At 60.5% G+C, this 26,297-nt stretch carries 7 protein-coding genes; 2 read left to right on the forward strand and 5 right to left on the reverse strand.

Annotated features, from left to right (window positions below; genetic code table 11):
- Positions 1-10: 10 nt before the first annotated feature.
- The 3 genes from AC2CQI_RS06290 to AC2CQI_RS06300 all read right to left on the reverse strand — a co-directional run bounded on the left by AC2CQI_RS06290 (position 11) and on the right by AC2CQI_RS06300 (position 5,387).
- On the reverse strand, positions 11-1,969 hold the full coding sequence (locus AC2CQI_RS06290) for a M66 family metalloprotease (protein ID WP_484579560.1): 1,959 nt from the start codon (positions 1,967-1,969) through the stop codon (positions 11-13).
- A gap of 69 nt (positions 1,970-2,038) precedes the next feature.
- Positions 2,039-3,979 carry a M66 family metalloprotease gene (locus AC2CQI_RS06295; RefSeq protein ID WP_484579561.1) on the reverse strand — a complete coding sequence of 647 codons (1,941 nt, stop codon included), beginning with the start codon at positions 3,977-3,979 and terminating at the stop codon, positions 2,039-2,041.
- 109 nt (positions 3,980-4,088) lie between these two features.
- A complete protein-coding gene (locus AC2CQI_RS06300) occupies positions 4,089-5,387 on the reverse strand; it encodes a hypothetical protein (RefSeq protein ID WP_484579562.1) in 1,299 nt (432 codons plus the stop codon).
- A gap of 164 nt (positions 5,388-5,551) precedes the next feature.
- Between AC2CQI_RS06300 and AC2CQI_RS06305 the strand changes: the two genes are divergently transcribed.
- A complete protein-coding gene (locus tag AC2CQI_RS06305; RefSeq protein ID WP_484579563.1) occupies positions 5,552-6,532 on the forward strand; it encodes a ribonuclease T2 family protein in 981 nt (326 codons plus the stop codon).
- A gap of 79 nt (positions 6,533-6,611) precedes the next feature.
- Positions 6,612-7,493, forward strand: a complete 882-nt coding sequence (locus AC2CQI_RS06310) for a glycoside hydrolase family 19 protein (RefSeq protein ID WP_484579564.1) — start codon at positions 6,612-6,614, stop codon at positions 7,491-7,493.
- 34 nt (positions 7,494-7,527) lie between these two features.
- On the opposite strand, the gene AC2CQI_RS06315 is transcribed toward AC2CQI_RS06310, so the two are convergent.
- Both AC2CQI_RS06315 and AC2CQI_RS06320 read right to left on the reverse strand, forming a co-directional pair.
- Entirely contained in the window at positions 7,528-14,529 is a 7,002-nt protein-coding gene (locus tag AC2CQI_RS06315) for an RHS repeat-associated core domain-containing protein (RefSeq protein ID WP_484579565.1), read from the reverse strand.
- 265 nt (positions 14,530-14,794) lie between these two features.
- On the reverse strand, positions 14,795-26,125 hold the full coding sequence (locus AC2CQI_RS06320) for an RHS repeat-associated core domain-containing protein (RefSeq protein WP_484579566.1): 11,331 nt from the start codon (positions 26,123-26,125) through the stop codon (positions 14,795-14,797).
- Positions 26,126-26,297: the final 172 nt, after the last annotated feature.

Raw genomic sequence — 26,297 nt, forward strand, 5'->3', positions numbered from 1 at the left:
CGTGCACCACTCAGCCGGGATCGCGACCACTGAACGTCACTCGCGCCGTGCCCTTTGGCGGGGCGATGACACCGTAAACGTTCTGGGTACCTTGGCAGATGACACGTACATGGGTTGCCTGGAAGTCCTGCGGGACGTTGAAGTGGAAGCGGTTCAGCTCGCCTGGATTCAAACGTGTGCCATGCAGGATGAAATTCAGCCGCTCATTCCTGGCATTGCTGACCCACCCATAGCAGCGGGCAACCCCAACCTCCGCAGCACTGGCCGTCACATGGGTGACCCCGTAGGCGCAATGCAGGGCCGGGTAGGCGATTCCGGCCCGCTGCAGATCCGGATCGTAGAAGCCGAGCAGGGTCGTGGCCGGTACACCGATCTGCTGTGGCCGGCCGGCGACATGCTCGGGAAAGTCCTGGCACAGGTTCCACGAGCTGCCACTCGAGACGTAATTCAGGACATCGCCGCTTTTCAACTGCAGCTGGGTGCCGCTGTAGTGGAGCGTGGTTTCGTAGACTGCCTGGTGAATGATGCGCACGCCCTTTCCGCGATTGGCTGCGGTCGCAGCAGGCAGGTAGATTTTGGCCGTCCATTGCCCATCGAAGATATCCACCTCGACCCGCTGGAAGGTTTTCAGCAATTCGGCAATCCCGCCCTCGCCCGCCTCCTGCGGTGCGGCACGATACAGCTCGCCCCACTCGAGCATGCTCTTGCGATCTTCATCCCACTTCATGTAGCCGGTCGAAGACGCCTTGCTGAACACCGCCTTGCTCTCGATGAAGCCCTGCGCGATCTTCATGCTATAGGGGGTGAGCATGGTGTACCGGTTGGTGTCCGGGTATAGCGGGTAACCATCCGCCATGGTGTCCCTGCCGAAGGAATGGCCATGAAAGGGCTGCTCACACTGGCTACTCTGGCACGTCGGTACGCCGGTTATGGCCTTTTCAAAGTTGGGCAGGAAGACATTCCTGTCGCAGTCCCAGCCCCAGGTCGAATTCGGTGAAACGGCGGCGCGGTGAATAGACCCTCCGAAGCCGCCGGGGTAGTGTCCGATACCGAAGTTATGCCCCAACTCATGGCTGAATTCGTTACCGTCGCAACCATACAGCGTCACGATGCTGCCTCCACCGGAAAGACCATGCACCACCCGGCCATTGGTATAGTTGCCCACCGAACTGTGTGCGGTCAGTTGCGCCACCACCCAGTGCCGGTTAAGCCCGTCCTCGCCGCTGCCGGGGGAGCTGTGCACGCCAACGGCAGCGTTGTTGATCCCCAGTGAGATCAGCTCCTTGCCGATACGCTGGCGCAGGTCACCACCATGCACGTCGCCCTCTTGCCTTGAGTGGTCGGTATAGCGGGTGCCGTCGGCCATTTCGATGACCTCGCAGTGCACCGGTTCGTACTGGTTGACGATCAGGCGGCAGGCAGGAATGGTCTGGTAGTACTGACGCTGCAACTCGCCGGTGAAGCCGTCGATGAATACCCGTTGGTTGGCTGTAAGCATGCCGATATCGATGGTGTTGAGCAGTAGTTCGCCCGCAGCACCCACGTCCGGGGAATAGCTGCCTTCACGTCCTGCAGCCGTGAAATCCAGTTTCACGCCTGGCGAGACATACCGAGCGGGCAGGAGGGCTGACCAGAAACGGGTGCCATAGACAACCCTGGCATAGACCTCATCGGTGGACCACTCGGTGACTCGTGGCAGATGTTCAGGCTTGGTCATCTGGAGCGTCAGGTCCGCGACTCTCAGTTGCACGCTATCAGGATAGAGATCGTAGGGGTTCATCGGCTGGAACAACACGAGGGTGAGGCGTTGCGCTACCAGTCGCGGCTTGAAGTCGTCGGAAAACCAGGTGTTGGGTTGCGGCAGTATCGAAGCCTGGGCAAAGAGCACCGCGCCCTGAAGGGTGCCGTCAGTCAGGTTGTTTTTTACAGAGGACTGGTTGAAGTACTGCGGATAATTGTCGGTAGACATGGTGGCACGCCTCCTGGGCGTATCAGGGAGTCGAACGTGGTCAAACACAGTCAACATTTCCCGGCCGGATCAGTCCCGGCCAGTGAACGTCACTCGCGCAATTCCCTCGGGCGGGTCTATCCCTCGCGAGGCGTTCTGGGTGCCGGCGCAGTAGACCTCGATGTAGATGGCCTTGAACGCCTGCGGGACGTTCAGGTGCAGGCGGTTGAGTTCGCCCGGGTTGACCCGGCTGCCGCGCAGCGGGAAGTACAGCCGCTCGCCTTGCGCATTGGTCACCACGGCGTAGGCCGGTAACGTCAGGGCGACCTCCTCGGGAACCCCGGCATAGGTCATGCCCCAGGCCCCATGCAGCGCCGGGTAGACGATGCCACCGCGCCCCAGCTCCGGGTCGTAGTAGCCCAGCACCGTGGTCACCGGGATGCCGACCTGATCCGGCTGGCCGGCGACGTTCACGGAGAAGTCCTCGACCCGCGTCCAGGTGCCGTCCATCTCGTAGCTCAGCACATCGCCCCTTTTCACGGTCACGCGGGTGCCATTGACATGCAGCACGCTGTCGGCCGCCGCCGTGCTCAGGATGCGCACGCCCCGCAGCCGCTCGGACGTCACCGGCAGATGGATGTCGGCAGCCCAATGCTCCTCGTCCAGGTTCACCTCGATCCGCTTGAAACGCTTGAGCAGCCCGGTCATCGAGGCCAGGTCCAGTTCGTCCACCCCGGCGCGGTGCAGTTCGCCCCAGGGCAACATGGCCTTTTCCTGCTCGTCCCACTTCAGGTGGCCCGTCGGCGAATCGGTGCTGAAGATCGCGTTGTTCTCCAGGTAGCCCTGGATGGTCTTGAGGCTCCAGGGGGTGAACTGGGTGTAGCGGTTGACCGACGGATAGTGGGCATAGCCATCGGACATGGAGTCGCGGCCGAACTTATGTCCATGGAACGGCGGCTCGCAGATTCCGCCTTCGCAGGTGTTCTCACCGCTGCGTTCCTTGAGGAAGTTGGGCACGAACACGTTCTTGTCGCTGTCCCAGCCCCAGGCCGAGTTGGTGCCCCGGGCGGCGCGATGCACCGAGCCGGCGAAGCCGCCGGGATGGTGGGACAGGCCATAGTGATGGCCGAATTCATGGCTCAGTTCGTTGCTGGCGATGTATTGCAGGGTCACCATCCCGCCACCGCCCGACCCACCATGAATCACCACGCCGTTGCGGTAGTTGCCGACCGATGTGTGCGCCGTCAGCAAGGCAATCACCATGTGCTTGTTCAGCCCGTCCTCGCCGCTGCCGGGCGAGGAATGAATGCCCTGGCTGGCATTGTTGATGCCCTGTGATACCAGTTCCTTGCCGATACGCTGGCGCAGATCACCCGCGTGCCATGTGCCTTCATCCTGCGAGCGCTCCAGGTACAGGGTACCATCGGCCATCTCGATGAACTGGAAGTGCACCGGCTCGTACTGGTTGACGATCAGGCGGCTGCACGGCAGGGTCTGGAAGTACTCGCGATGCAGCTCAGTGATGAACTCGTCGGTGAACTTGCGCCGGTTGGGGGTCAGCATGCCGATATCGATGGTGTTGACCAGCATTTCGCCTGGCGCACCGACATTGACGTTGGCGTAGGTCCCCGAGGTGACACCTGCCTTGAATACCAGGTCCATGCCGGCAACCACCTGCTGCCAGGGCAGGATCGCGCTCCAGAAGTGCTCGCCGTAGACGATCCGGCCGTATTCCGCGTCGCTATCGCGCTCGGCGATCGGCGGCAATTGCTCCGGCGGCGCCATGGCCAGGGTGAAGTCGCCGACACGCAGCTGGATACCCTCGGCAGCGACAACGGCGCTGATGGGCTTGAACATCACCAGAGTATCGCGCAGGCCGGTCAGGCGCGGCTGCACATCGCCGGCTATCGGCGAACTGCGCGACGGCAGCACCGAGACCTGGGCAAACAGCACACTGCCCTTGAGCTCGCCGACCAGGTCATTGCGCAGGTCGCGGTCGTTGAAATACAGCGGGGATTGGCTACTGGACATGGTGGCGGAGCCTCGTGGAGTTAATCTCGGAACTGCACGAGGCTCATTCGAACACCGCCGGGCGAAGCCAACAACTGACAGAAATATCAGGTGCCCGACCGGGGTTCTGTCACACCAGGGTGAAGGTCATCCGGCTGGTCAGCCCCTGGCTCTCGGAGCCGAGCAGCTCGAACTGCCCGGGCCGAGCCTGCGGCTTCACCTCGATCACATGCTTGAGCATGGCGATCCCGTCATAGGGCACCGGCAGATCGACCGACCATTGCCAGTACACCGGCTCGTTGTACGGCAGGCGGGCGTCGTTCTCGTCGTAGAAGGACACCAGGGCGACCACGTAGATCGGCTTGTCGGTGGGGATGCGGATCGGCTCGCCCGCCGGCGGGCTTTTCCATTCGGCGCGAACTGCAGGCAGCAGGCCGGTGCGCAGGTTATGCAGCACCACCTCGCCTACCGCGACTTCCTGGAAATTGTGGATGGCATGGATGTGCACCGTCACCGGCCAGGTCCCGCGCCAGCTGTCGAGGAAACGGTAATCGACCTCGATTCTGCCGCTCTGTTCCTTGTCGTTCTCGCTGATGAACATGCCGGTGAACGGACCGTTCTTGCCGTCAACCTTGACGACATAGCGCACCAGACCGACCGCCGGCTCGGCCGGCCCATAGCTGATGCGCACGGTCGGCGCTCCCTGGGTCGCCGGGGCGTAGAGATGAGCATCGCTGACGATCAACTCGAAGTCGGCAGTGGCGCTCGCTTGCCCGGCGGGTGTCGCCTGCCCCGCTTCCAGCGTCAGCGTGATCATCAGTTGCAAGCCGTAGGCGCTGTGCAGCATGGCCTGGACGATGCCGGCCTGCGCGCTGGACGTGATCTGCAGCAGATGGCCGTGAGCGCTCACCCCGGCGGGCTGGCCGTAGAGCTGGACCAGCCAGTCCAGCTCTTCCATAGGCAGGACCAGGCCATTGCGGTCGTAGAAGATCGGGGTGATGACCACCCAGGCATCCTCGCTGCCGGGGATCTCGATCCGGGTCGACGGCCAGACATTCGACTCCATGCGGGCCGGCGCGATCTTGCGCGTGTCATGCAGGGTCAGGAGCGCCTCGTCCACCAGAGTGCCGTCACGCAGTGCCTGCAGTGTGAGCTGGACGGGCCAGGTGCCCTTGTAATGCTCGATAAAGCCTTTGCCCACCAACAGATGGCCGCTGCCCTCCTCTGGCAGCAGGTCCAGTTGCATCCCTTCGGGCACGCCTGCCTGGCCATTGAGCGACAACTGGAAGCTCAGGGCTTTCGGCGCCTCCTGCGCCGCCATGCTGACCAGCACCCGGGCAGTGCTGGCGCGCAGTGGCGGGTAGAGATCATGGGTGGAGAATGCCAGGTCGATAAGTCTGGCGCTGGGGTTGGGGGAATTCCGGGTCATGGCGCGGTCCTCGTGGTGGTCGCTGAGAACGATCCGATTGCAGCAACTTCAGCAGGGGGCCACAACTGACAGAAATATCAGGTCAGGCCGGTTGGCCCGCAAGCGATTCCGGGGCCCGGAGCTATGCTGGTAAGATCCCGCGCCTATGCATTCAGGACATCACCATGGCGCGTCTGGCCTCACTTTTTCTCGCAAGCGCACTCCCCCTGCTGACCCTCGACCCGGCCCTGGCCGTGGATGCCAGCGCCGGCACCTTCTCCATCACCCAGCGCTGCGAAGCCTTCCAGTCCTTCAAGAACCAGACCAATCCCGGCGGTCTGTCCGTGCAGCCGGGGCAGACGTTCGCCATCGCCGAGGTCAACCGCGAGCAGTACCAGTGGGTCAGGGTCAATGTCGGCAGCGGCCGGAAGGAGCTGCGCTGGGTCGCGGCCGACTGCGGCCAGGTCGAGGGTCTGCAGATCGCCCGCTCCGGCACCCAGGCCTGCCGTCTGCCGGACCAGTACGACAGCCATGTGCTGGCCATCACCTGGCAACCGGGCTTCTGCGAGCATGACCGCAGCGGGCCGGGCAAGCCGGAATGCCAGGCCATGCGCGCAGGCGAGTTGCAGGTCGATCACTTCACCTTGCACGGCCTGTGGCCGAACAAGCAGGCCTGTGGCATCGACTACGGCAGTTGCCCCGGCCCGGCGCTGGACCTGGACAAGGCCACGGTGGACTACATCAAGCCATGGATGCCCAACTTCAACTACGGCAGCCAGTTCGGCAATCACGAATGGAAGAAACATGGCGTCTGCCAGACCGCGCTGACGGATGACGACTACTTCCGCTTCGCCGTGGACCTGGTGAAGTCGTTCAACGACTCGCCTGCCGGGGCCTACATCCGCGAGAACGCCGGAGGCTCGGTGTCGCGGGCACAGTTCTATTCAAAGCTGGCAGACGACTATGGCAGCCAGGCCGCTGCCAACAACTTCCTGCTGATCTGCACGGGGGAGTACCTGGAAGAGGTCCGGGTCGCACTGCCCAGGGACTTCAAGGGCGAGCGCAGCCTCAAGGGCGTGATCGGCCAGGACTTCCTCACCGCGCGCAGGACCGACCGCAGCGAATGCCGTGGCGAGCGGATCCGCATCGAGGCCAGCGGATCCTGAGGCCAGTCAAGGCAACTTGCCATCAGTCATGGAAGTAGTCCAAGGTGTCCGCTTTCACGGATGCCGAGGAGAGTCGGGCATGGGCTGGTTCAGTTGGTTCAAGCGGGATAGACACAAGCACCGGCATGCGCCTGTGCCTGCAGCGTCGGTGCCGCCCGCTGTGCCGGCGCCGGTCATCCTCGGTGCCCCTGTACCCACACCGGCGCCTGTGGCCAGGCCAGCCGTTGCCACCGGCCACTTCCACTTCACCCTGCCGCTCCTGCAACAGGTCTTCAGCGATTGCGGCCCGGAGCGACACGCCGACTTGCAGGCGCTGGCCGACGAGTTGAATGCCAACCAGACCCTCTACAAACTCGACACGCCCCTGCGGCGTACCCACTTCTTCGCCCAGGTGCTCGAGGAGACAGGCAAGGGTCTGCGAGTCGAGGAAAATCTTCGCTATTCCAGCGATCGCCTGATGGGCTTCAGCTACTTCAAGGCCAACCCGCACAAGGCCGTGGAGCACGGCCATTGCGGCAAGCCCGGCTGCCTGAAGGCCGACGGCCAGCCCATGTCGCGGCTGGACTTCGAAGCCATCGCCAACCTGGTCTACGCCGCCAACCCGAACCTGGGCAACACCCAGGCCGGGGATGGCTGGACATTTCGCGGGCGGGGCCTGGTGCAATTGACTGGCCGCTACAACTACGCGCGCCTGCAGAAATGGCACGACGCGCACCAGCATCACTGGCCCGCGGACCAGCCGGCTTTCCTGCAGGACCCGGACCTGCTCCTGAGCATGAAATACGCGCTGCGCTCGGCGGTGCAGTTCTGGCTGGCCGGCAAGCTCCCGGAGATTGCCGACCGGGGCAGCGAGCCGGCGGTAGTGGACGCGGTCACCCTGGTCATCAACCGCTGGACCAAAAGCCAGGCGCAGCGCCAGAAGCACTTTACCCGGCTGTGGAACAGCGGGTTGTTGAAGTAGGCCGCGCGGTGCGGTGATGAACACGACGGCCCGGCTATTTGAACAGGTTCTCCCGGCCCGGCATCGGCAACGCTACCAGTAACGCGGGCTCGGTTTGGCTGATCGTGGGCGGATTGAACTTCTGCACCAGTACATTGGGGCCCGCGTTGATATCCAGGGTATATCCAAGCCAGTCGCACAGTGAGTCATCGAACTGGCGAATGGTGCCCTTGAACAGGTTGCGGGAAGTGCTGGTGATCTGCTGCTTGAATCCACCGCTCAGGAACAAGCCTCCCGTCGCTCCCACAGCATCGTTGTTCAGGTAGGCCGCCTTGAACGCATCGAATTTTCCGGCAGCCTTGGCCTCGTCCACATGCTGGATCAGTTGGGTCAGGGCCTTGGTCCGTGCCTGTTGGGCGAACAACAGTTCACTGGGCACCGTCGGCCATTTCGCCGGAACCTTCGACAACGGCGCACCGCGGGTGCGGAACCAGTTGCGCGGAAGCCCCTTGAGACCGTGCAGCCCCATGGAGATCCCGGCTGCGGCGCTGGCGATGCCGAAGGCCTGTCCCCATGTCTCCAGCGTCCTGGAGAGCTGCGGGTCGCTTTCCGAGATGATGATCGAGGCGACGTCGAAGGCGAAGGAGATCGCCGCCAGCGCCGTGGTCGCGACCGCCAGCAACATCGACATGCCCGCGGTGAACGGTGCCAGCAACACCCCGACCGCTCCCACTACGACGCGGAACGCCGTGCTATGGATCACCGGCATGCTTCCCCAGCGTGAGTACTGCGCGACGACTTCGCGTCCGCTGGCATCTTCATGGTTAACCGGATCGCCGTAGCCGAACACATAGGCTCCCACCCCACCGACACTGAACGGGCTTTTGCTGTCCCGGGCAAGGAAGCGGCCCCAGTTCGGGTCATACAGACGGTAACCATTGCCCAGGTGATACAGGCCCAGGCTGTTCAGCGGCTCGCCCTTGAAGCCCAGCCAGTTGGTGGCTTTGCTACCTGAGTAGCGCTTGCCGTATGGTTCGTAGCGGAAGTAGGTGATGGCCTGGGTCGCCAGGTCGATGCTGGCGAATACCGTACCGTTGGCATCGCGCAATTCGAAGGAACGGCTTTCGCTGCTGTCGGTGATGGCATCCTGTAGCAGGCAGGCTCGGCTTTCGTTGCGCACGATGAGCGAGCGCTTCTTGAAGCTGGCTCCTGTTGTGCTATCCGTCTGCACCAGTGCATACACGCAATCACCTCGATAGTGATAGGTGTCGGTCTTGTTGCCGAGCGTGCCGCCGCGCACCCGGCCTTCCTTGTCATAGCTGAAGGTGTATTTGGTTTTGTCGGCATCGGTGGAATACGTCTTGACCTGACCATTGCCGTGGTAGCTCAACCGGCGGTTGCCCTCGACGGTCAGGCGCCCGCTGCTGTCGTGGGTAAGCGCGGTGCCGGTCGCCGTCGCCGGAACAGCCAGGCTCGACTTCTGGTTAAGGACAGTGTTCAGCACCCCGGGCTTGCTGGCGTCGAGATAGAACAGGTCACTGTTGCCGGTGGACGAGTTGGCATGGCTGAGCAGGTTACCGAGGGCATCGTAGGTCCAGGTATCGGTCCTTGCCGATGGCCCGATCCACTTGGTCAGACGCAGCGACTTGTCATACTCGTAGCTGTTGACCTCCTGCTCGGTGACCGTGACGACCTTCTTGGCATCGGTCTTCGCTGATTTCAACGTGCTTTTGCCCAGCCGGCCGTCGCCAAGCAAGGTGCGATCCAGGGTCAGGGTATCGACTCCCGCGCACGTGAAGGTGCGCCTGGTTTCCTGGCCCAGCCCGTCATAGGCGTAAGTCACGGTCATCACCAGGTTGGAAGACTTCACGGCGGTGATGGTCTCGCTGGTCAGCAGACCGTTATCGGCGTAGGTCCAGGTGCAGATACAGTGGTCGCTCTTCGACCTGGTCAGGCGGTTGAAGAAATCGTACTCGTAGGTGGTCGCCGCGCCAGTCAGGTCGGTGAACTTGAGGACTCGCCCGGCGGTGCTGAATTCCAGGGACGAGGTGTCCGTACCCAGCTTCTGGGGAAGGATGCGCTTTGCCCTGTTGGGATCACTGTCATAGCCGCTCAGCGCGCCCGGGCCGGTCACGGCGGTGGTGAGTGTTGCCGTGGTCGAGCCACCGTTGTAGCTGAACCGGGTGGTCTCGCCGTTGACCGTCTGGCTGGAGGCACGGCCGAGCATATCGACGCTCTGCTTGCCCAGCTCAACCTCGCTCGCCGAACCGTTCTTGACATGCGCCTCCCCCGCGATCGGGGCCAGCGTGGCGGGGTCGTAGACATTTCTCAGGGCAATGCCTTCGCGGGTAGTTTTCACCAGTCGTCCGGCGCTGTCGTAGCCGTAGCTGATGGCCCCGCCGACCTTCGGCGTCACGCTGGTGAGCTGGCCGTACTTGTCATAACCAAACTCGACTTTGTCCTGCTCGGTCTCCTTGTTGCCACTCTCGACCTTCAGATACCGGACCGACTTGATTTGCCCCTCAGCGGACATAAGGCGCTCGATCTTGCAGCCTTCGCTGCCGGACAGGCTATAGAGCTCGGTGAGGGTACTCTTGTTGGGATTGAACTGGCGGTCGACACTGAACTTGCCCTGGGTGAAACGCTCGCCACGCACACCCGGCACCTGCTCCTGGACCACCTTGCCCAGTTCCTTGCCGTCCTTGTCCTTGAGCAGGTTGGTCGTAGTGATCTTGCCGCTGACGTCATAGGCACGCTTGCTCTCGCGCTGGCTGACCTTGGTGTTGCCGGTCCCGTAGTCGGTTTCCACGGTGCTGGCGATCCGACCCAGGGTGTCATAGGTCCAGGTGTGGGTTTGCAGAAAGCTGGTCGCGCCCTTGGGCTTGAGATGCTGGGACTTCTGGCGACCGAGGATGTCGCGGTCAAGGCGCGTGGTGGTCCCATCCTCGACCATCTCGTACTGCCAGACAAGGCCGCTGGCCAGGGTGCAGGTGGTCTTGCGCAGGTCAGTGCCGCCCTTGCTGAGGGTCTCGCTTTTCAGGTTGCCTTGCGGGTCGTAGGTCCGCACGGTTTTATAGCCTTCGCTGTCCGTACTCTCCAGCAGGCGGCCGCTCAGGCGCGAGCGGGTCTGGATGGAGGTGATGTCCGACTGTCCGGTCTGGGAGATGGTGGTGGTAATGGTCAGCTTGTTGGTATCAGCGGTGTCCACTTTATAGGTGTATTTGGTAGTGACCCGTGATGCCTCGTAGACCTCCCACACCCCGGCCGAGAGAATTATTAGCGCGACCGAACTCGAGCTGACCGTGCCATAGCCTGGTTTGCCTTTCTCGGTGTGATACTCGAAGGTTTCCAGGGTCATGGATGCACTTTTCTTCGAATTCAGCTTGAAACCTTCGTTGTTGGCCTTGCTTTGTGCCTTGAGGCTGGCTGTCAGGTCGTCGAGGGTTTTCTGGTAGGCCGGTTTTTCCTTGTCGCTCACGGCCTTGATCTGGTCCTCCAGGCTTTTTTTAAAGGCCTTGGCTGCTTCGGTGGCTACGGCCAGTTGTTCAGTCTCCACATTGACCTTGCTGCAGTCGGGCTGGAGTATGGTCAACTTATTCTTGGCCCTGATTCGACCGTCAACCTTGGCATAACCGAAGAAGGTCAAGCGTTGGGGTTCTTCTTTATCGCCTACTTTACGCGAGACCAGTTCCGACTCGACCTCGCTGGAAAACGGCCTGTCACTTCCGCAGTGGCTTATATCCACAGGCAGGCTGAACGCTTTCTTCGCATAGTTGTTGGCGGCGGGTGTCATGTGAACGGTCGTATCGATGCGCTTACCCCAGGTCATGCCACCGGAGCCGCCTACGGCGAAGACGGCTCCAACAACGTTGGCATAATCCAGCCCTTTAAAAAGACAACCGAAAAGGCTCCAGTCTTGAACTTTGGTTTCGGTTTCCGTAACCCTGAATTCCTGGTAGTTGTTGTAATAGGTCAAGTCGGTTATTTCGCCGTTATCGACACGACGAATGGGGTTGCCAACGGCATCAATCGTCAGGCTCCGCTGGTCAATAGAGACATCTCCCTCCCAGATTCTGGTCTCCGAAGTCACGGTCTTGTTCGCGGCATCCAGCCGATGGCTGCTGTGCTTGCAAGCCGGTGCCGTTGCAGTGCCGTGATTCTCGATAGACGACAGCCCATTGACGAAATTGTAGATACGGACGAATTCCGTACGGGGTATGGCCGCCTGATAATAACCCACCAACGTTGTGGTATTACTGCCGTAGGTGTAATCCTGTACCAGTGTGTCCATACCGCTGCCAGGCGAAATTGCATGACGACTGACTTTATTGTCAGCGTTGTAACTCAAGGCTTCAGAGTACGTCTCACAACTATCCACACCGGCAAAGGCGTGCCGGTATTCAATCTTGACTCCCGCCAGCTTGCCGGCACTGTTTTGCTTTATGGTGTATTGAGTCTTTCCGGAAACGCCATAACCATCCACCTCCAGCTTTGTCTCCAAGTCGCTGGCTGTCTTGTTCGTAAACGTAAATGTTATTTTTTCAGTCGGGCTTGCTGGAAATAGAGTTATTGATTCAGGAATATCGACCTGAGTGACGTTAAGTTTCAGGCCAGGCGCGACAAACCACTTCACCTGCACGACAGTTTCCGTACCTCTTTTTATCTTCAGCAGCTTCCCTAAGGAGTACTCCAACTCCAGGCTCAAGCCGGAGGGTGACTGGTACTTCACCAAGTCGACATTCAATGTTTTTTCGTCTTCCTTGTCCAGCTGGAATGTCTCAGCGCTTCCATCCTTATACGTCACTTCATACCCGGAGATGGTCTGAACATCTGATACAGTTCCTGGAGCCATCGACGTGAACACAGGTTCAATCTTGAAATCCCCGCCGTTCAGCGACATCGATCCTGAGCTGATACGCACAGTTCGCCCATCCCTGAGGACAAGGGAGAGTTCACTAATCGCAATCGCCCGTTTGACCGGGACGTAGCTGCTGGAATCGCCCAGTTTTATATAGACGCCAACGTTCTCCTGATAGGATAGTCTGACTTTCAGGGGGTCCTTGAAACCATCATCAGGGAACAGATCTACCACAGGGATCAGCAATGTTCCTCTGCCAGTATTACTATCAACAGTTATATGTTTTTTTGACTCGACACACTGCTCGAACAACGCCTTCGCCTCGCTACTCATCCCCGGCAACGGCCAGGAAATCCCCGAGATGATCTTCATCTCCACTTCCAGCCCGGACGCCTTGGGAATCCAGAAGAAGTTCACGTTCTTTTCGTGCCAAGGCTCCATTTCACACGTCGTGGAATTCTCCCGCCCGGCCCTGATGAACTTGCTGCGTTTATTGATCTTGCTGGCAAAGTCCTTGGTCCAGTGTTCGTGGTTCCGCCGGCCGTCTTCAGGGATAAAGGCCATGCACTCCAGGATTCGCCCGGTTTTTTTACCCTTGACGACCAACACCACCTGCTCGTTTTCAACCAGGGCACGGTTGCCGATGCACGCCCCCTTGTCGAAGTTCTTCAGGCTGACGAGGGTGGTGAAACAGCGAACATTCTTCGCGCATGACCAGATCTTGTTCAGGTAGGTACTCGACGACGGTACCGGGGCCCCGTCCTTGTTCCCGGAGCGGTCGCCGGCCATGACCAGTTCGGTCTTGAGGTTGATCAGCTTGGCCAGGTCTATCGCCACCGAGCTCTTGCCATTGCGCTTGTCGCCCGGGGTAAAGGTGAACTCACGCAGGATGGCATCGGTGGTGTCGTCCATGACGTAGACCCGGCAGGACTCGGTCACACCCTGGTCCCGCTCCGACGAGATGTAACCTAGCTCCACCATCTGGGTCTTTTCCCAGCCCACCTTCAGCTTCGAGCCCTTGGGCAGCCAGATCACGTTGGTGCTGGCGTGCTCCGTCGGGTCGATGGTCTTGTTGGTAGCGTGCTTGACCCCGGCCTTGAGAAAACGGCTGTGGTCGTTGATATGCTTCGCCAGATCCTTGGCCCATTGCGCTGCAGTGAGCCGCGCAGGATGTGGTGTGAACGTCACGACCTCGCAGAAATTGCCCTTGCCTGCCGTGGATACGGTGACCACGATCCGGTCGGCCGCTGTCAGGCTGGCGGTGGCGGCGATGGTACTGCCCTGCTCCCAGTTATCCACGTGGAGCGCGGTGGTGAACATCCGTAGCTCGGCGAACTTCTGGTTGATCGCGGTACTGGTGGCGCTGGCGTGAGCGGACGAGGCGTTGATCTGCTTGGCCAGCGCCGCCGGCCATTGCGCCTTGCCCAAGGTGTTTCCGGCCTTGGTGGCTTTCAGGGTGATGCGGTCGAGCAGCTTGTCGGACTTTTCATCGAAGACGAACAGCGAGATCTCCTCGCCCTCGGCGGCATCACGGTCAGCCGGAATCTTGCAAGCCTCGCTCACCTTGTCCTCCTGCCAGGTCACGCTCAGGTCGGAGTTCTGCGGCAGCCAGATCCAGTTCAGGCTTTTGTCCGCCATGGGGGTGATCAGCTCGCCGTCCTGCTTGCCCGCCCTTACGTAAAGGCTGGTGCGGTTGATCTGTGCCGCGAAGTCCTTGCTCCATAAACCCGGGGTCAGGCGGCCGGCGCTCGCGGTGAAAAGCACGGTTTCCAGAAGGTCGCCGACGCCGTTGCGCACGTTCATCCGTACCCTGGCGGTTGCCGCGAGGTCGGTGGTGGGTTGCAGGGCCAGGCGCTTGGTGGTGCTCCAGTTGTTCTTGCTGACCACCGTGGTCACCACCTTCAGGGCGCGGGAGGTGACACCCCAGAATTTGTTGCCCTCGGCGCTGTCGTCGATCTTCCAGTCGAAGGTGGCGGTTTCCACGCCGGCGCGGATCAGCGCCAGGTTGCCGTTGATATGCCGGCACAGGTCCATCACCCAGAGCAGCTTGCCGGTGTGCCCGCGCAGCGGCACGAAGGTGGTCTGCTCCAGCAGGGTCTTCAGGGTGCTGTCGAAAACGCTGACCGTGACCCGCTCGCCCTCGGCGAGGTCGCTGCCGGAATAGACGTTGCCCAGGTCGGTCCAGTTACGTGATGGCATTTGCGCATGCTCCTCGGACAAGCGCCGGAGGGCGGCTGCGGCATGCAGCGCCGGACCGACGCGGAAACCACAAGAAAGGGACAGATGCGCTTAACGCTAGTGAGGATGGGCGGGGCTCACAACTGACAGAAATATCAGGTGGGTGGGTATCCAGTGGTCATTCCGGGGCGGCGTGATTGCGATTGTGAAGGGCAACGCGGAGCCAGTGTGGGAGCGGGTTTACCCGCTCCCACAGGGGACGCGTATAGCCCCATATCAACACCGGCTATTTGAACAGGTCCTCCAGCCCCGGCAACGGCAGTGCGACCAGCGAGCGGATCTCGGTTTCGCTGACCATCGGCGGAACGAACTTCTGCACGATGACGTTAGGGCCCGTATAGGCATCGAGGATGTGCCCCAACAGATCGAGCGACATATCGTCGGCCTGGGCGACGATGCCCTTGTACAGGTTCTTGCCAGCGTTGCCGGCTCGCTGGTTGAAGCGGACATCGAGGTTCAGGCCCTGTGTTGCGCCGATGGATGTCGCCCCACCATCCGCGTCCATGTACATGGCGCTGAGCGCACGGGTTTTCCCTGCGGCCTTGGCATCTGCCACCATCATGTCGGTCAGCTCCCTCACCGCACGCTCGGTGCCTGCGCTCAGTTGCCGGGTCGCGGAGCCAAGCGGTTTCACAGGGGCCCGCGACGACGGCCCGCCGCGAGGGCGGAACCAGTTGCGCGGTATGCCCTTCCAGCCGTGCACGGTCATGGCCACGCCAGCGGCGGCACCAGCGATGCCGAAGGCCTGGCCCCAGGCTTCCAGGGTCTTGGCCAGGTCCGGGTCGCTGTCCGAGATGATGATCGACGCCACGTCGAAGGCGAAGGAGATAGCCGCCAGTGCCGTGGTCGCCACTGCCAGCAATATCGAGGTACCTGCCGTGAACGGTGCCAGCAACACGCCGATTGCGCCGATCACGATACGGAACGCCGTGCTCTGGATCGCCGGGACCGCACCCCAGCGGGAGTATTCGGCTACCACTTGATGGCCGCTGGGGTCCTTGTAGTTGACCGGGTCGCCGTTGCCGAAACCATAGGCTGCGACACCCCCGATGCCGAAGGGGGCTTTGCTGTCAGGGCTCAGGAAGCATCCGATGGCCGGGTCGTACATCCGATAGCCGTTACCCAGGTAATACATGCCCAGAGAGTTGAGCGGCTCGCCTTTGAAGCCCAGCCAACGCTCGGAACTATCGCCAGCATAGCGGTCTCCGTAGGGCCGATAGCGAAGGTAAGTGATGGTTTTGCTCGGGAGATCCACACTGGCAATGATCGTACCGGACGCATCCCGCAATTCGAACGAGCGACTCTCGCGCCCATCAGTAATCGCATCCTGCATCAGGCACGAGCGGCTTTCGTTCCTCAATACCAGCGTACGACTCTCGTAGCCTTGCCCCTTGGTGCTGTCGGTATGCACCAGGGCATACACCCGGTCACCACAATAATGATAGGTATCGGTCCAACCGCCACCGTCGATACCACCGCGAACCCGCCCTTCGCTGTCGTAGGTAAAGGTATATGGGTTGTTGTCCCCCAGAATGGTGAAGACATTGGCTTGACCATTTCCGTGATAGCTCCACGTGAACTCATTGAGTTTCTTAGTGATACGTCCAGCAGTGTCATAGGTGTACAGCTTGGGCTGCTGGCTGCCCGGAGACTCCGATGCGCTTGCGAAGCCGCTGGCAGGATTGCCTAGGCTGATAAAGTTACCAAGCATGTCGTAGTCCATCCACTGCGACTCACCTTCACGCATCGCGTTATTTTTCCGTTCATTTTCAACCCACTTGATCAATCGCAAGGACTGGTCGTACTCATAGCTATCCGAGTACATCTCCACGCCCTTCACCTTGAGCACACTCTTGCTAAGGCGCCCATCCCCAAGCAGGGTGCGATCCAGCTCCACGCTGTCGACCCCGGGACAAACAAAGGCGCGTCGGGTCTCCTGGCCAAGTCCATCATAGGTGTAGGTGACAGTCATGGTCAGATTATCCTGCTTAACCGCCGTGATGGTTTCCCGACCCAGCAGGCCATTGGCGTAGTAGTGCCAGGTGCAAACGCAGTGCTCACTGCTGGATTTGATCAGGCGATTGAAGAAGTCGTACTCATACGTGGTCTTCGCCCCGGTCAGGTCGGTGAAGCTCTCGACCCGCCCGCCCGTGCTGAAGACGACGGTCGAGCTTTTGCCACCGAGTTTCTGGGTGAGCGTCCGGGTCTTCTTGTCGTGACTGGATTCGTAGCCGCTGACTGCGGCGGGTCCGCTGACCGCTGTCTTGAGTGCTGCTCGGGTCGAGGCGCCGGTATATTTGAATGCGGTTTTATGGCCGCTGACCGTCCGTTCGATAGCTCGACCGAGCAGATCGACCGTCTGGGTGCCCAGCGTTAGCGTGTCCTCACCCTTGGTCGCTGTACCCTCCGTGGCCACGGTCGCCAGCGACTTGGTGTCGTAGCTATTACTGAACACCGCACCGTCCCGGGTGGTGGTCAGCAAGCGCCCGGCGGCATCGTAGGTGTAGCTGGTGGGGGCGCCGAAGGTCGGCGTGACCTGGGTCAGCTGGCCGTAGCCGTCGTATTCGAAGTCCAGCTTGTCCTGCTCGGTTTCAACGGAGTCGGCGATCGTCGAGTAGCGCACCGATTGGGTCAGCCCCTCGGACGACATGCTGCGCTCGATCTTGCCGCTGTCCATCCCCATGTACGCAAACAGCTCGGTCATGACGCGAGTGTGTGGGTTGTACTGGCGCTGCACGCTAAAGGCGCTCTGGGCGAAGTGCTCGCCCCGGAGCAGCGGCGTTTGTTCCTGGGTGACCTTGCTGACCTTCTTGCCGGCACCGTCCTTGAGCCGGTTGATGAGGGTGACCTTGCCCGTCAGTGCATCGTATTCGCGGGTACTTTCACGAATGGCGATCTTGGCGTCGCCGGCGCCGTAGTCGGTTTCCACGCAACTGGCGATGCGCCCTGTTGTGTCGTAGGTCCAGCGCCGGGTTTCGAGGAACTTGCTGTCCGGCTTGACCGCTTCCGCCACCTTGCGGCCGAGGACATCCCGCTCGATGCGGGTGGTGATGCCGTCCTGGACCATATCAGTCTGCCAGACCAAGCCGCTGACCAGGGTGCAGGTGGTTTCGCGGGTGTTCTTCTTGGCGTCGGTGACGGTCTCGCTTGTCAGATTGCCCTGCGGGTCGTAGGTGCGGACGGTGACGTTGCCCTCGGTATCGGTGCTGCCCAGCAGGCGGCCGCTTAGACGCGAACGGGTCTGGGTTGAGGTGATCTTGTCTTCGCTACCGCGTGAGATGGTGGTCTTGATGATCAGTCTGGTGCTATCGGCCGGGTCCAGGGTGTACTCGTACTCGGTCTTGACCTTGGAATCTGCGAGCTCGGCGCCAGACTCCAGGATCTGCACCGACTCGGTGGACTTGACGGTGCCAAAGCCCGGCTTGTTCCTGTCAGTGTGATAGTCGTAGGTTTCCAGCACCATGGAAGCGGCTTTCTTGGTGCTGAGTTTGTAGCCTTTGCAGTTTGCCTTGCTCTGGGCCGTCAGGCTTGCTTTCAGCTCCTTCAGGGTCTTCTCGAAAGCTTTTTTCACGTCACCGGTGGAGGCCGCGATCTGCTCCTCCAGGCTTTTGATGAACGCCCCGGCTGCTTTTTCAGCGACCGCATACTGCACGTCGGTGACATCGATCTCCACGCAATCGGGCTGGAGGATCGTAAGTTTCTGTTTGGCGCGGATACGGCCAACGAACATCGCATAGCCGAAGAAGGTCAGGCGCTGGGGCACCTCCTTGTCACCGACCTTGCGCAACACCAGTTCGGACTCCGCTTCAGAGGAAAACGGCGTGTAACTGCCGCAATGGGCGATGGCAACCGGCAGGTTGAAGGTCTTCGCAGCGTAGTCGTTGACCGCCGGCTCCATCTCGACCTTGCTATCGATACGAGTGCCCCAGGTAAGGCCTCCCCTGCCGCCAATCGCGAAACCCCGGCCAATGGGGTTGATGTAATCGACGCCTTTGAACAAGCAACCGAAGAGACTCCAGTCCTCGACCTTGACCTCTGTCTCGGTCACGGTGAATTGCTGGTAGTTGTTGTAGTAGGTGTAGCGGGTGATCTGTTCATTGTTGATGCTTTCGACCGGATTACCGACGGCATCCAGGCTGAAGCATTGCCGGTCCACCAGGATATCCCCTTCCCAGGTACAGGTCTCCGTGATGGCACGTTTCTCCGTAGTGTCGAGCCGCTGGATGCGCCGTTTGCTGTAGGGGACTGCCGCGCTGCCATGGCTTTCAGAAAACGACTGTTGTTCAAGAAACTCGTGTTGCCGCACGAAGGTGGTGCGAGGGCTGGCGTTCTTGAAGTAGCCCGTGAGAACGGTGGAGTTTTCGGTATATGCGTAATCCTGAACAAGATCATCCATGCCGCCACCGGGGGATAGGGTGTGGCGGATTACCTTGTCACCTGAATATTCCAAGATTTCGCTGCTGATGTGCTTTTCAGTCACCTCCCTTTTATCAACCGCAAATACATGCTGTTGTTCAATCTCGATCCCGGCAAGCCTCCTCGCCTCATTTTTCTTTGCCGTATAAATAAGCTTCCCAGACGCCGCACCCTCCAACTCGAACGGCACAACGGCGCCGACTGCCGCATTTTCCGGCCTAATGAAACTGCATACTTTCTTTTCGGTTTTGCTGTTAGGATAAATCGTGATCTTTTGGAGGTCTGGGTCAAGGCGAGATATTTCGCCGGCACTATTTTTATATGTTACCCACTCAACCTCCATGAGCGTTTCCGTTTTCGATTTCACTGAAGTTACTAGATCACTTGGGCCATGGTAAGAAACTTTCAAAGCCTCGCCCGAAGGGTTTTCCAGAGCTTTCAACACCAGGACCTTCTCTTTGGCCTGGTTCGCGATGGTAAAACTATTAAAAACGAACGCATACCATTCAGAAACGCCATCCTTGTACCGAACTTCAACGTCTGCGCCATATAAATTGTTATAGGTATCATATCTTTTGAGCCTAAAATCACCACCATTAAAGTCCTGGGTATCAGGATCGATTTTTATGCTTCGCCCGTCTCTTAGAATAAGCGTATTTTCACTTCGCCAAGCCTCTGGCCTGATATTGCCACCCGCAAGTCTCAACTGGATCCCGCCGCGCTCTTCGTATGCCAGGCCGACCTTCAATGGATCCTTGAAACTATCATCGGCAAACAACTCTGCCAAAGGAATATACAATGTCCCCTTACCGGTCCTTGCATCGACACTGATATGCTTCTTCGCCTCTATATACTGCTCAAACAACTCCTTCGCCTCATGCGTCATCCCCGGCAACGGCCAGGTAACCCCCGCAAGAATATGCATCTCCACTTCCAGCCCCGAGCCCTTGGGAATCCAGAAGAAGTTGGTATTCGCCTCCTCATGCGCCTGCAGCCGGTGATCATCCGGGTTTTCCCGCCCTGCCCTGATGAACTTGCTGCGCTGGTTGATGCCGGCGGCGACATGCCCGGACCAGGCCCCATGGCCCAGCCCGCCTTCCTCGGGCCTGAAGTTCAGGGCCTCGAAGATTCGCCCGCTTTCCTTGCCCTTGATGATCAGGGTGATCTGCTCGTTCTCGACAAGGTCGCGGTCACCGATGGCGCCGCCCTTGTCGAAGTTCATCACGTCGTTCAGCGTGGTGAAGGCGCGGATATTGTCCGCGTAGCTCCAGATCTTGTTCGCGTAGAAGCTGGATGCCGGCGCCGGTACGCCATTGCCGCTTTTCTCCCCGGCCCTCACCAGTTCGGTGCGGTTGTTGATCAGGCTGGCCAGGTCACGGGGTACCGAGTAGCGACCGGTGCGATCATCGCCGGGGGTGAAGGTCATCTCGCGCAGGATGGCATCGGTGGCGTTGTCCAGCACATAGGCATAGCACGACTCGCCGCTGGTCAGGTCGTGCTCCAGGTAGATCGGCGCCAGTTCCTTCAACTGGGTCTTTTCCCAGGCCACCGTCAGCTTCGAGTCCTTGGGTATCCAGATCACGTTGGTGCTGGCGTTCTCCGCCGGCACATAGGTCTTTTTCGTGGTGTCCTTGAGCCCGGCCTTGAGCAGGCGGCTGTCGTCGTTGATGTACTTGGCCAGGTCATGGGCCCACTGCTTGGGCTCCAGCCGCGCCGGATCCGGGGTGAAGGTCACCGCTTCGCAGAAATTGCCCTTTTCCGCGGTGCTGACCTTGACCACGATCCGGTCGGCAGCGGTGAGCGCTTCAGTGGCCGCGATCTTGGTCGCCTCGACCCAGTTGTCCAGATGCAGGGAGGTGGTGAACAGGCGCAGTTCCATATGATTGCTGTTGACCACGCTGCCACTGGCCTTGGCGTGGGCGGACACGGCGTTGATCTCCTTGACCAGCGCCGCCGGCCATTTGTCCTTGGCCAGGGTGCTTTTGCTGGCCCTGGCGGTCAGAGTGGCGCGCTCGAGCAGGCGGTCGGCCTTGTCGTCGAAGACGAACAGGGAAATCCGCTCGCCCTCCAGGGCATCGCGGTCAGCCAGGATCTTGCAGCCTTCCTTGGCCTCATCGACCGACCAGGTCACGGTGAAGTCGGCGTTGTAGGGGAACCACAGCCAGTTCGCGCCCTGCTCCGTGCTGGGCTGGATCAAGCTTTTGTTGGCGGTACTCTGCACGCCCGCGCGAAGGTAAAGGCTGGTGTCGTTGACGTGGGCGGCGAAGTCATGGGCGCACAGCCCGGCAGCCGTGCGTCCGGACGCCGGGGTGAAGGTGATGGTTTCCAGCAGTTCGCCGGAGGTGCTGCGCACATGGGCGCGCACTACCCCATCGGCGGCGACGGCCTTGGCGAGGTCGATCTTGACCCGGTTGGTGGTGTTCCAGTTGTCGCTGCGCGCCACCGTGGTAATCACCTCGAGGTTGCGCGCGGACAGGGTCCAGTACTTGTTCGCCTGGCCGGCGCGGGCGATGTCCCATTTGTTATCCGCGTCCACGCTGCCGGCACGGATCAGCGCGAGGTTGGCGTTGATGTGCTGGCACATCTCCATCGGCCAGAGGAACTGCCCGGTATGCCCGCCCTTGGGCACGAAGGTGGTCTGTTCCACCAGCACCTGCAGGTCCTTGTCGAACACGCTGATGGTCACCCGCTCGCCCTCGGCCAGGTCACGGCCCGACCAGACCTCCCCCAGCTCGGTCAAGGTGCCCGCCAGGTCGATCGACCAGCTCCAGTCCTCGTCTTCCGCCGGTTCTATGGACCAGTTCACCACGAAGTCGGCGTTGAACGGGATCCAGATCGAGTTGCCGTAGGTCGCTGACGGCTGGATCTGGTGGCCGTCCTGGACACCGGCGCGGACATAGAGGCTGTTCTCGTTGATGTAGATCGAAAAGTCCTTGCTGCCCCACCCTTGGGTATTGCGTCCAGGCGTCGCTTTGAAACTCAGGCTCTCCAGCAGGTCACCTTTCGAGCTGTGCACCTTGAGCTGGAGGGTGGCACCCAGGTCGAACTCCCCGGGCAAGCTGATCGGGACGCGCTTGGCTGCCGGCCAGTTGTTGGAGCGCGCGGTGGTGGTGATCACCTGCACGTCAGCGTCGGTGATGCTCCAGAACTTGTTGAGATAGCCGGTGGCCTGGACCTCCAGCCTGCTCTCCACCCTGACCCCCGCACGAACCAGTTGCAGGCGGGCATTGACCAGCTCGCACAGATCCATCACCCAGGTGTATTGGTCCAGGCGACCGGCCTTGGGCACGAAGGTGATCTGCTCCAGCACCGTCTGCGTAGGCTTGTCGAACACGCTGACCGTGACCCGCTCGCCCGCGGCCAGATCGCGACCCGACCATATTTCACCCAGATCTTTCAAGAACGACAGGTCGAGCGACCAGCTCACATGGAAGTCGGCTTTGGCCGGGATCCAGATCGAGTTCACGTCGGTCGCTGACGGCTGGATCAGGTGCTCGTTCTGGGCACTCTGGACACCGGCCCGGACATACAGACTTCTGGCGTTGATGTAGGTCGCAAAGTCCTTGCCGCCCAAGCCGCGGGTATTGTGACCGGCAGCCGGTTTGAAACTCAGGCTCTCGAGCAACTCACCCTTCGAGTTGTGCACCTTGAGGTGCAGGGGGGCACCGGATACGAACTCGTCGGGCAAGTCGATCGGGACCTGCTTGGCAGCAGGCCAGTTGCCGACCCGTGCGGTCGTGCTGACGACCCGCACGTCCCGGTCGGTGATGCTCCAGAACTTGTTGCGATAGCCGGTGGCCTGGACCTCCAGCTTGTTATCCACCTTGACCCCGGCACGCACCAGTTGCAGTTGGGCATTGACCAGCTCGCACAGATCCATCACCCAGGTGTATTGGTCCAGGCGACCGGCCTTGGGCACGAAGGTGATCTGTTCCAGCACTGCTTGCGTAGCCTGGTCGAACACGCTGACCGTGACCCGCTCGCCCTCGGCCAGGTCGCGGCCCGAGAGGATTTCCCCCAGGTCCTTCAAGGCGGACAGGTCGACCGACCAGCTCGCCGTGAAATTGGCGTTGAACGGCAGCCAGACGAAGTTGGTGTAACCCGAAGTGGGAGAGATAAGGCTTTCGTACTTGTTGCCCGCACGGACAAAGTTGCTCATCTGGTTGATATGGGTCGCGAAGTCATGGCCACACTTGAAGCGCGAGCTACGACCTTGGAGCGGTTTGAAACTGATGGTTTCCAGCAACCCGCCCTTCAGGTTCTCGACCTTCAGCAGGAGGGTGGCGCCGGCCACGATGTCGTTGCCAACATCGAGATTCACCTGTTTGGTCCAGTTGCTGCTATGTGCAGTGGTGGTGATCACTTGCACGTTACGGTCGGTGATGCTCCAGAACTTGTTCTGGTCGGCGCTGGCCTGGATCTCCAGCTTGCTGTCCACCTTGACCCCGGCGCGCACCAGCGTCAGTTCGGCATTCACCTGTTTGCACAGGTCCATCACCCAGTCCAGTTGCCCCAGCCGATCGGCCTTGGGCGAGAAGACCATCTGCTCCATCACCCTCTGCGTAACCTTGTCGAAGACGTTGACCGTCACCTCTTCGCCTTCGGCCAGGTCACGGCCTGACCAGACGGTCCCCAGCAACTTCAAGGACGACAGGTCGACCGACCAGCTCGCGGTGAAATTGGCGTTGTACGGCAGCCAGAAGAAGTTCGTATAGGTCGAGGATGGAGGATACATCTGGCGGTCACGGTAGCTACCCGCACGCACGAAGTTACTCATCTGGTTGATGTGGAGCGAAAAGTCCATGCCCAACGAGAAGCGGTCGTTACGTCCGGGAAGCGGTTTGAAATTGATGGTCTCCAGCAACTCGCCCTTCAGGCTCTCGACCTTGAGCCGGTAGGTGGCACCGGCCACGTTGCCATAGCCGACATCGAGGTCTACCTGTTTCCCCCAGTTGCTGTCGTGTGCGCAGGTGGTGGTGACGTGCACGTCACGGTCGGTGATGCTCCAGAACTTGTTCTGGTCGGCGCTGGCCTGGATCTCCAGCTTGCTGTCCACCTTGACCCCGGCGCGCACCAGCGTCAGTTCGGCATTCACCTGCTTGCACAGGTCCATCACCCAGTCCAGTTGCCCCAGTCGATCGGCCTTGGGCGAGAAGACCATCTGCTCCATCACCCTCTGCGTTACCTTGTCGAAGACGTTGACGGTGATCTCCTCTCCCTCGGTCAGATCGCGGCCCGACCAGACCTTGCCCAGGTCTTTCAAGGAGGACAGATCCACCGACCAGTTCGCCGTGAAATTGGCGTTGTAGGGCAGCCAGACGAAGTTCGTGTAGGTCGCGGATGGATACATCTGGCTCTCATGCCAGGTCCCCGCCCGCACGAAGTTACTCATCTGGTTGATATGGATCGCGAAGTCCTTGCCACACCACCCTTTGGTGTTACGTCCTTGAAGCGGTTTGAAACTGACGGTCTCCAGCAACTCGCCCTTCAGGTTCTCTACCTTCAGCCGGAGGGTGGCACCGGCCACGATGTCATCGCCGACATCGAGGTTCACCTGCTTGCCCCAGTTGCTGTTGTGTGCGGCGGTGGTGGTGACCAGCACGTCACGGTCGGTGATGCTCCAGAACTTGTTCTGGTCGGCGCTGGCCTGGATCTCCAGCTTGCTGTCCACCTTGACCCCGGCGCGAACCAGCGTCAGCTCGGCATTGACCTGCTTACACAGGTCCATCACCCAGTCCAGCTGCTTCAGCCGATCGGCCTTGGGCGAGAAGACCATCTGCTCCATCACCCTCTGCGTCACCTTGTCGAAGACGTTGACCGTGATCTCTTCACCTTCGCTCAGGTCACGGCCCGACAAGACCTTGCCCAGGTCTTTCAAGGGGGACAGGTCGACCGACCAGGTCACGGTGAAATCGGCATTGAACGGATAGAAGATCCAGTTCGACAGGAGTTGTGCGGAAGGCTTGATCTGGCTCTGGGTCCTGATGCCCGCGCGCGCATAGAGGCTTGTCTGGTTGATCCGGGTCGCGAAGTCCAGGCCGCAGTGCCCGGGGCCACTCCGTCCGGGTGCCACTTTGTGGCTGATGGTCTCCAGCAGTTTGCCCTTCGAGTTTTGCACCTTGAACTGCAGGATGGACCCAACTACCACCTCATTGTTGAGGTCGATATGCACGCGCTTTTCGTTGATCCAGTTTTCGTAGCGTGCGGTCGTGGTGATGACCTGCACCTCCCGCGGGGTGGTACTCCAGAATTTGTTGAGGTAGCCGCTGTTGCGGATCAGCCATTCGCCGTTGTCTGTATCAGCGGCATAAATCAACTTCGATTGGCTATTGACCTGCTCGCACAGGTCCATCACCCAGGTGAACTGGTCCAGCCGACCGGGCTTGGGCACGAAGTTGAGCTGCTCCAGTACGTCCTGCGTGGCCTTGTCGAACACGCTGACCGTGACCCGCTCGCCTTCGTCCAGATCACGGCCCGACCAGACTTCGCCCAGTTCCGTCCAGCCTTGTGATTCGTCCACGCTCCAGGTCACGCTGAAATCGGCGTTGAACGGAATCCAGATCCAGTTCGATTGGCTGTCCCAATGGGGCTCGATCAGGTGCCCGTCCTGCCTGCCCGCACGGACATAAGCACTGCTTCTGTTGATCTCGATCGCGAAATCCTTGCCACACAGGCCACCGGTATTACGCCCCGGGGTTGGGAAGAAATCGATGGTTTCCAGCAGCTTGCCCTTGGCATTGCGCACTTGAAGACGAAGGGTGGAACCGACCTTGTAGGTCTGGGTGATGTCGATATTCACCCGCTTGTCGGTGGTCCAGTTGCTTCCGCGCGCGGTCGTGGTGATGACCTGTACATCGCGGTCGGTGATGCCCCAGAACTGGTTGAGATGCCCGCTGGCCTGGATCTCCAGCTTGTCGCCCACCTGGACGCCGGCACGGATCAGCTTCAACCGGGCATTGACCAGCTCGCACAGGTCCATCACCCAGGTGAACTGCTCCAGGCGGCCGGCCTTGGCCACGAAGGTGGTCTGCTCGAGCACCGTCTGCGTCGCCTTGTCGAACACATTGACCGTGACCCGCTCACCCTCGGCCAGATCGCGACCCGACCAGACATCACCCAGCTGGTTCCAGTTGTTCGCCATTGCGCAAGCTCCTCGAATGGGCATCGGAGGACGGCTGCGGAAGGCATCGTCGGACCGACGCGGAAACCACAAGAAAGGCAGAGATGCGCTTAACGGTAATGAGGACGAACAGGGCCCACAACTGACAGAAATATCAGGTGGGTGGTTATCCAGTATCCGTCCGGGAGGCCCT

The sequence above is a fragment of the Pseudomonas sp. P2S-1 genome, from assembly GCF_057197725.1.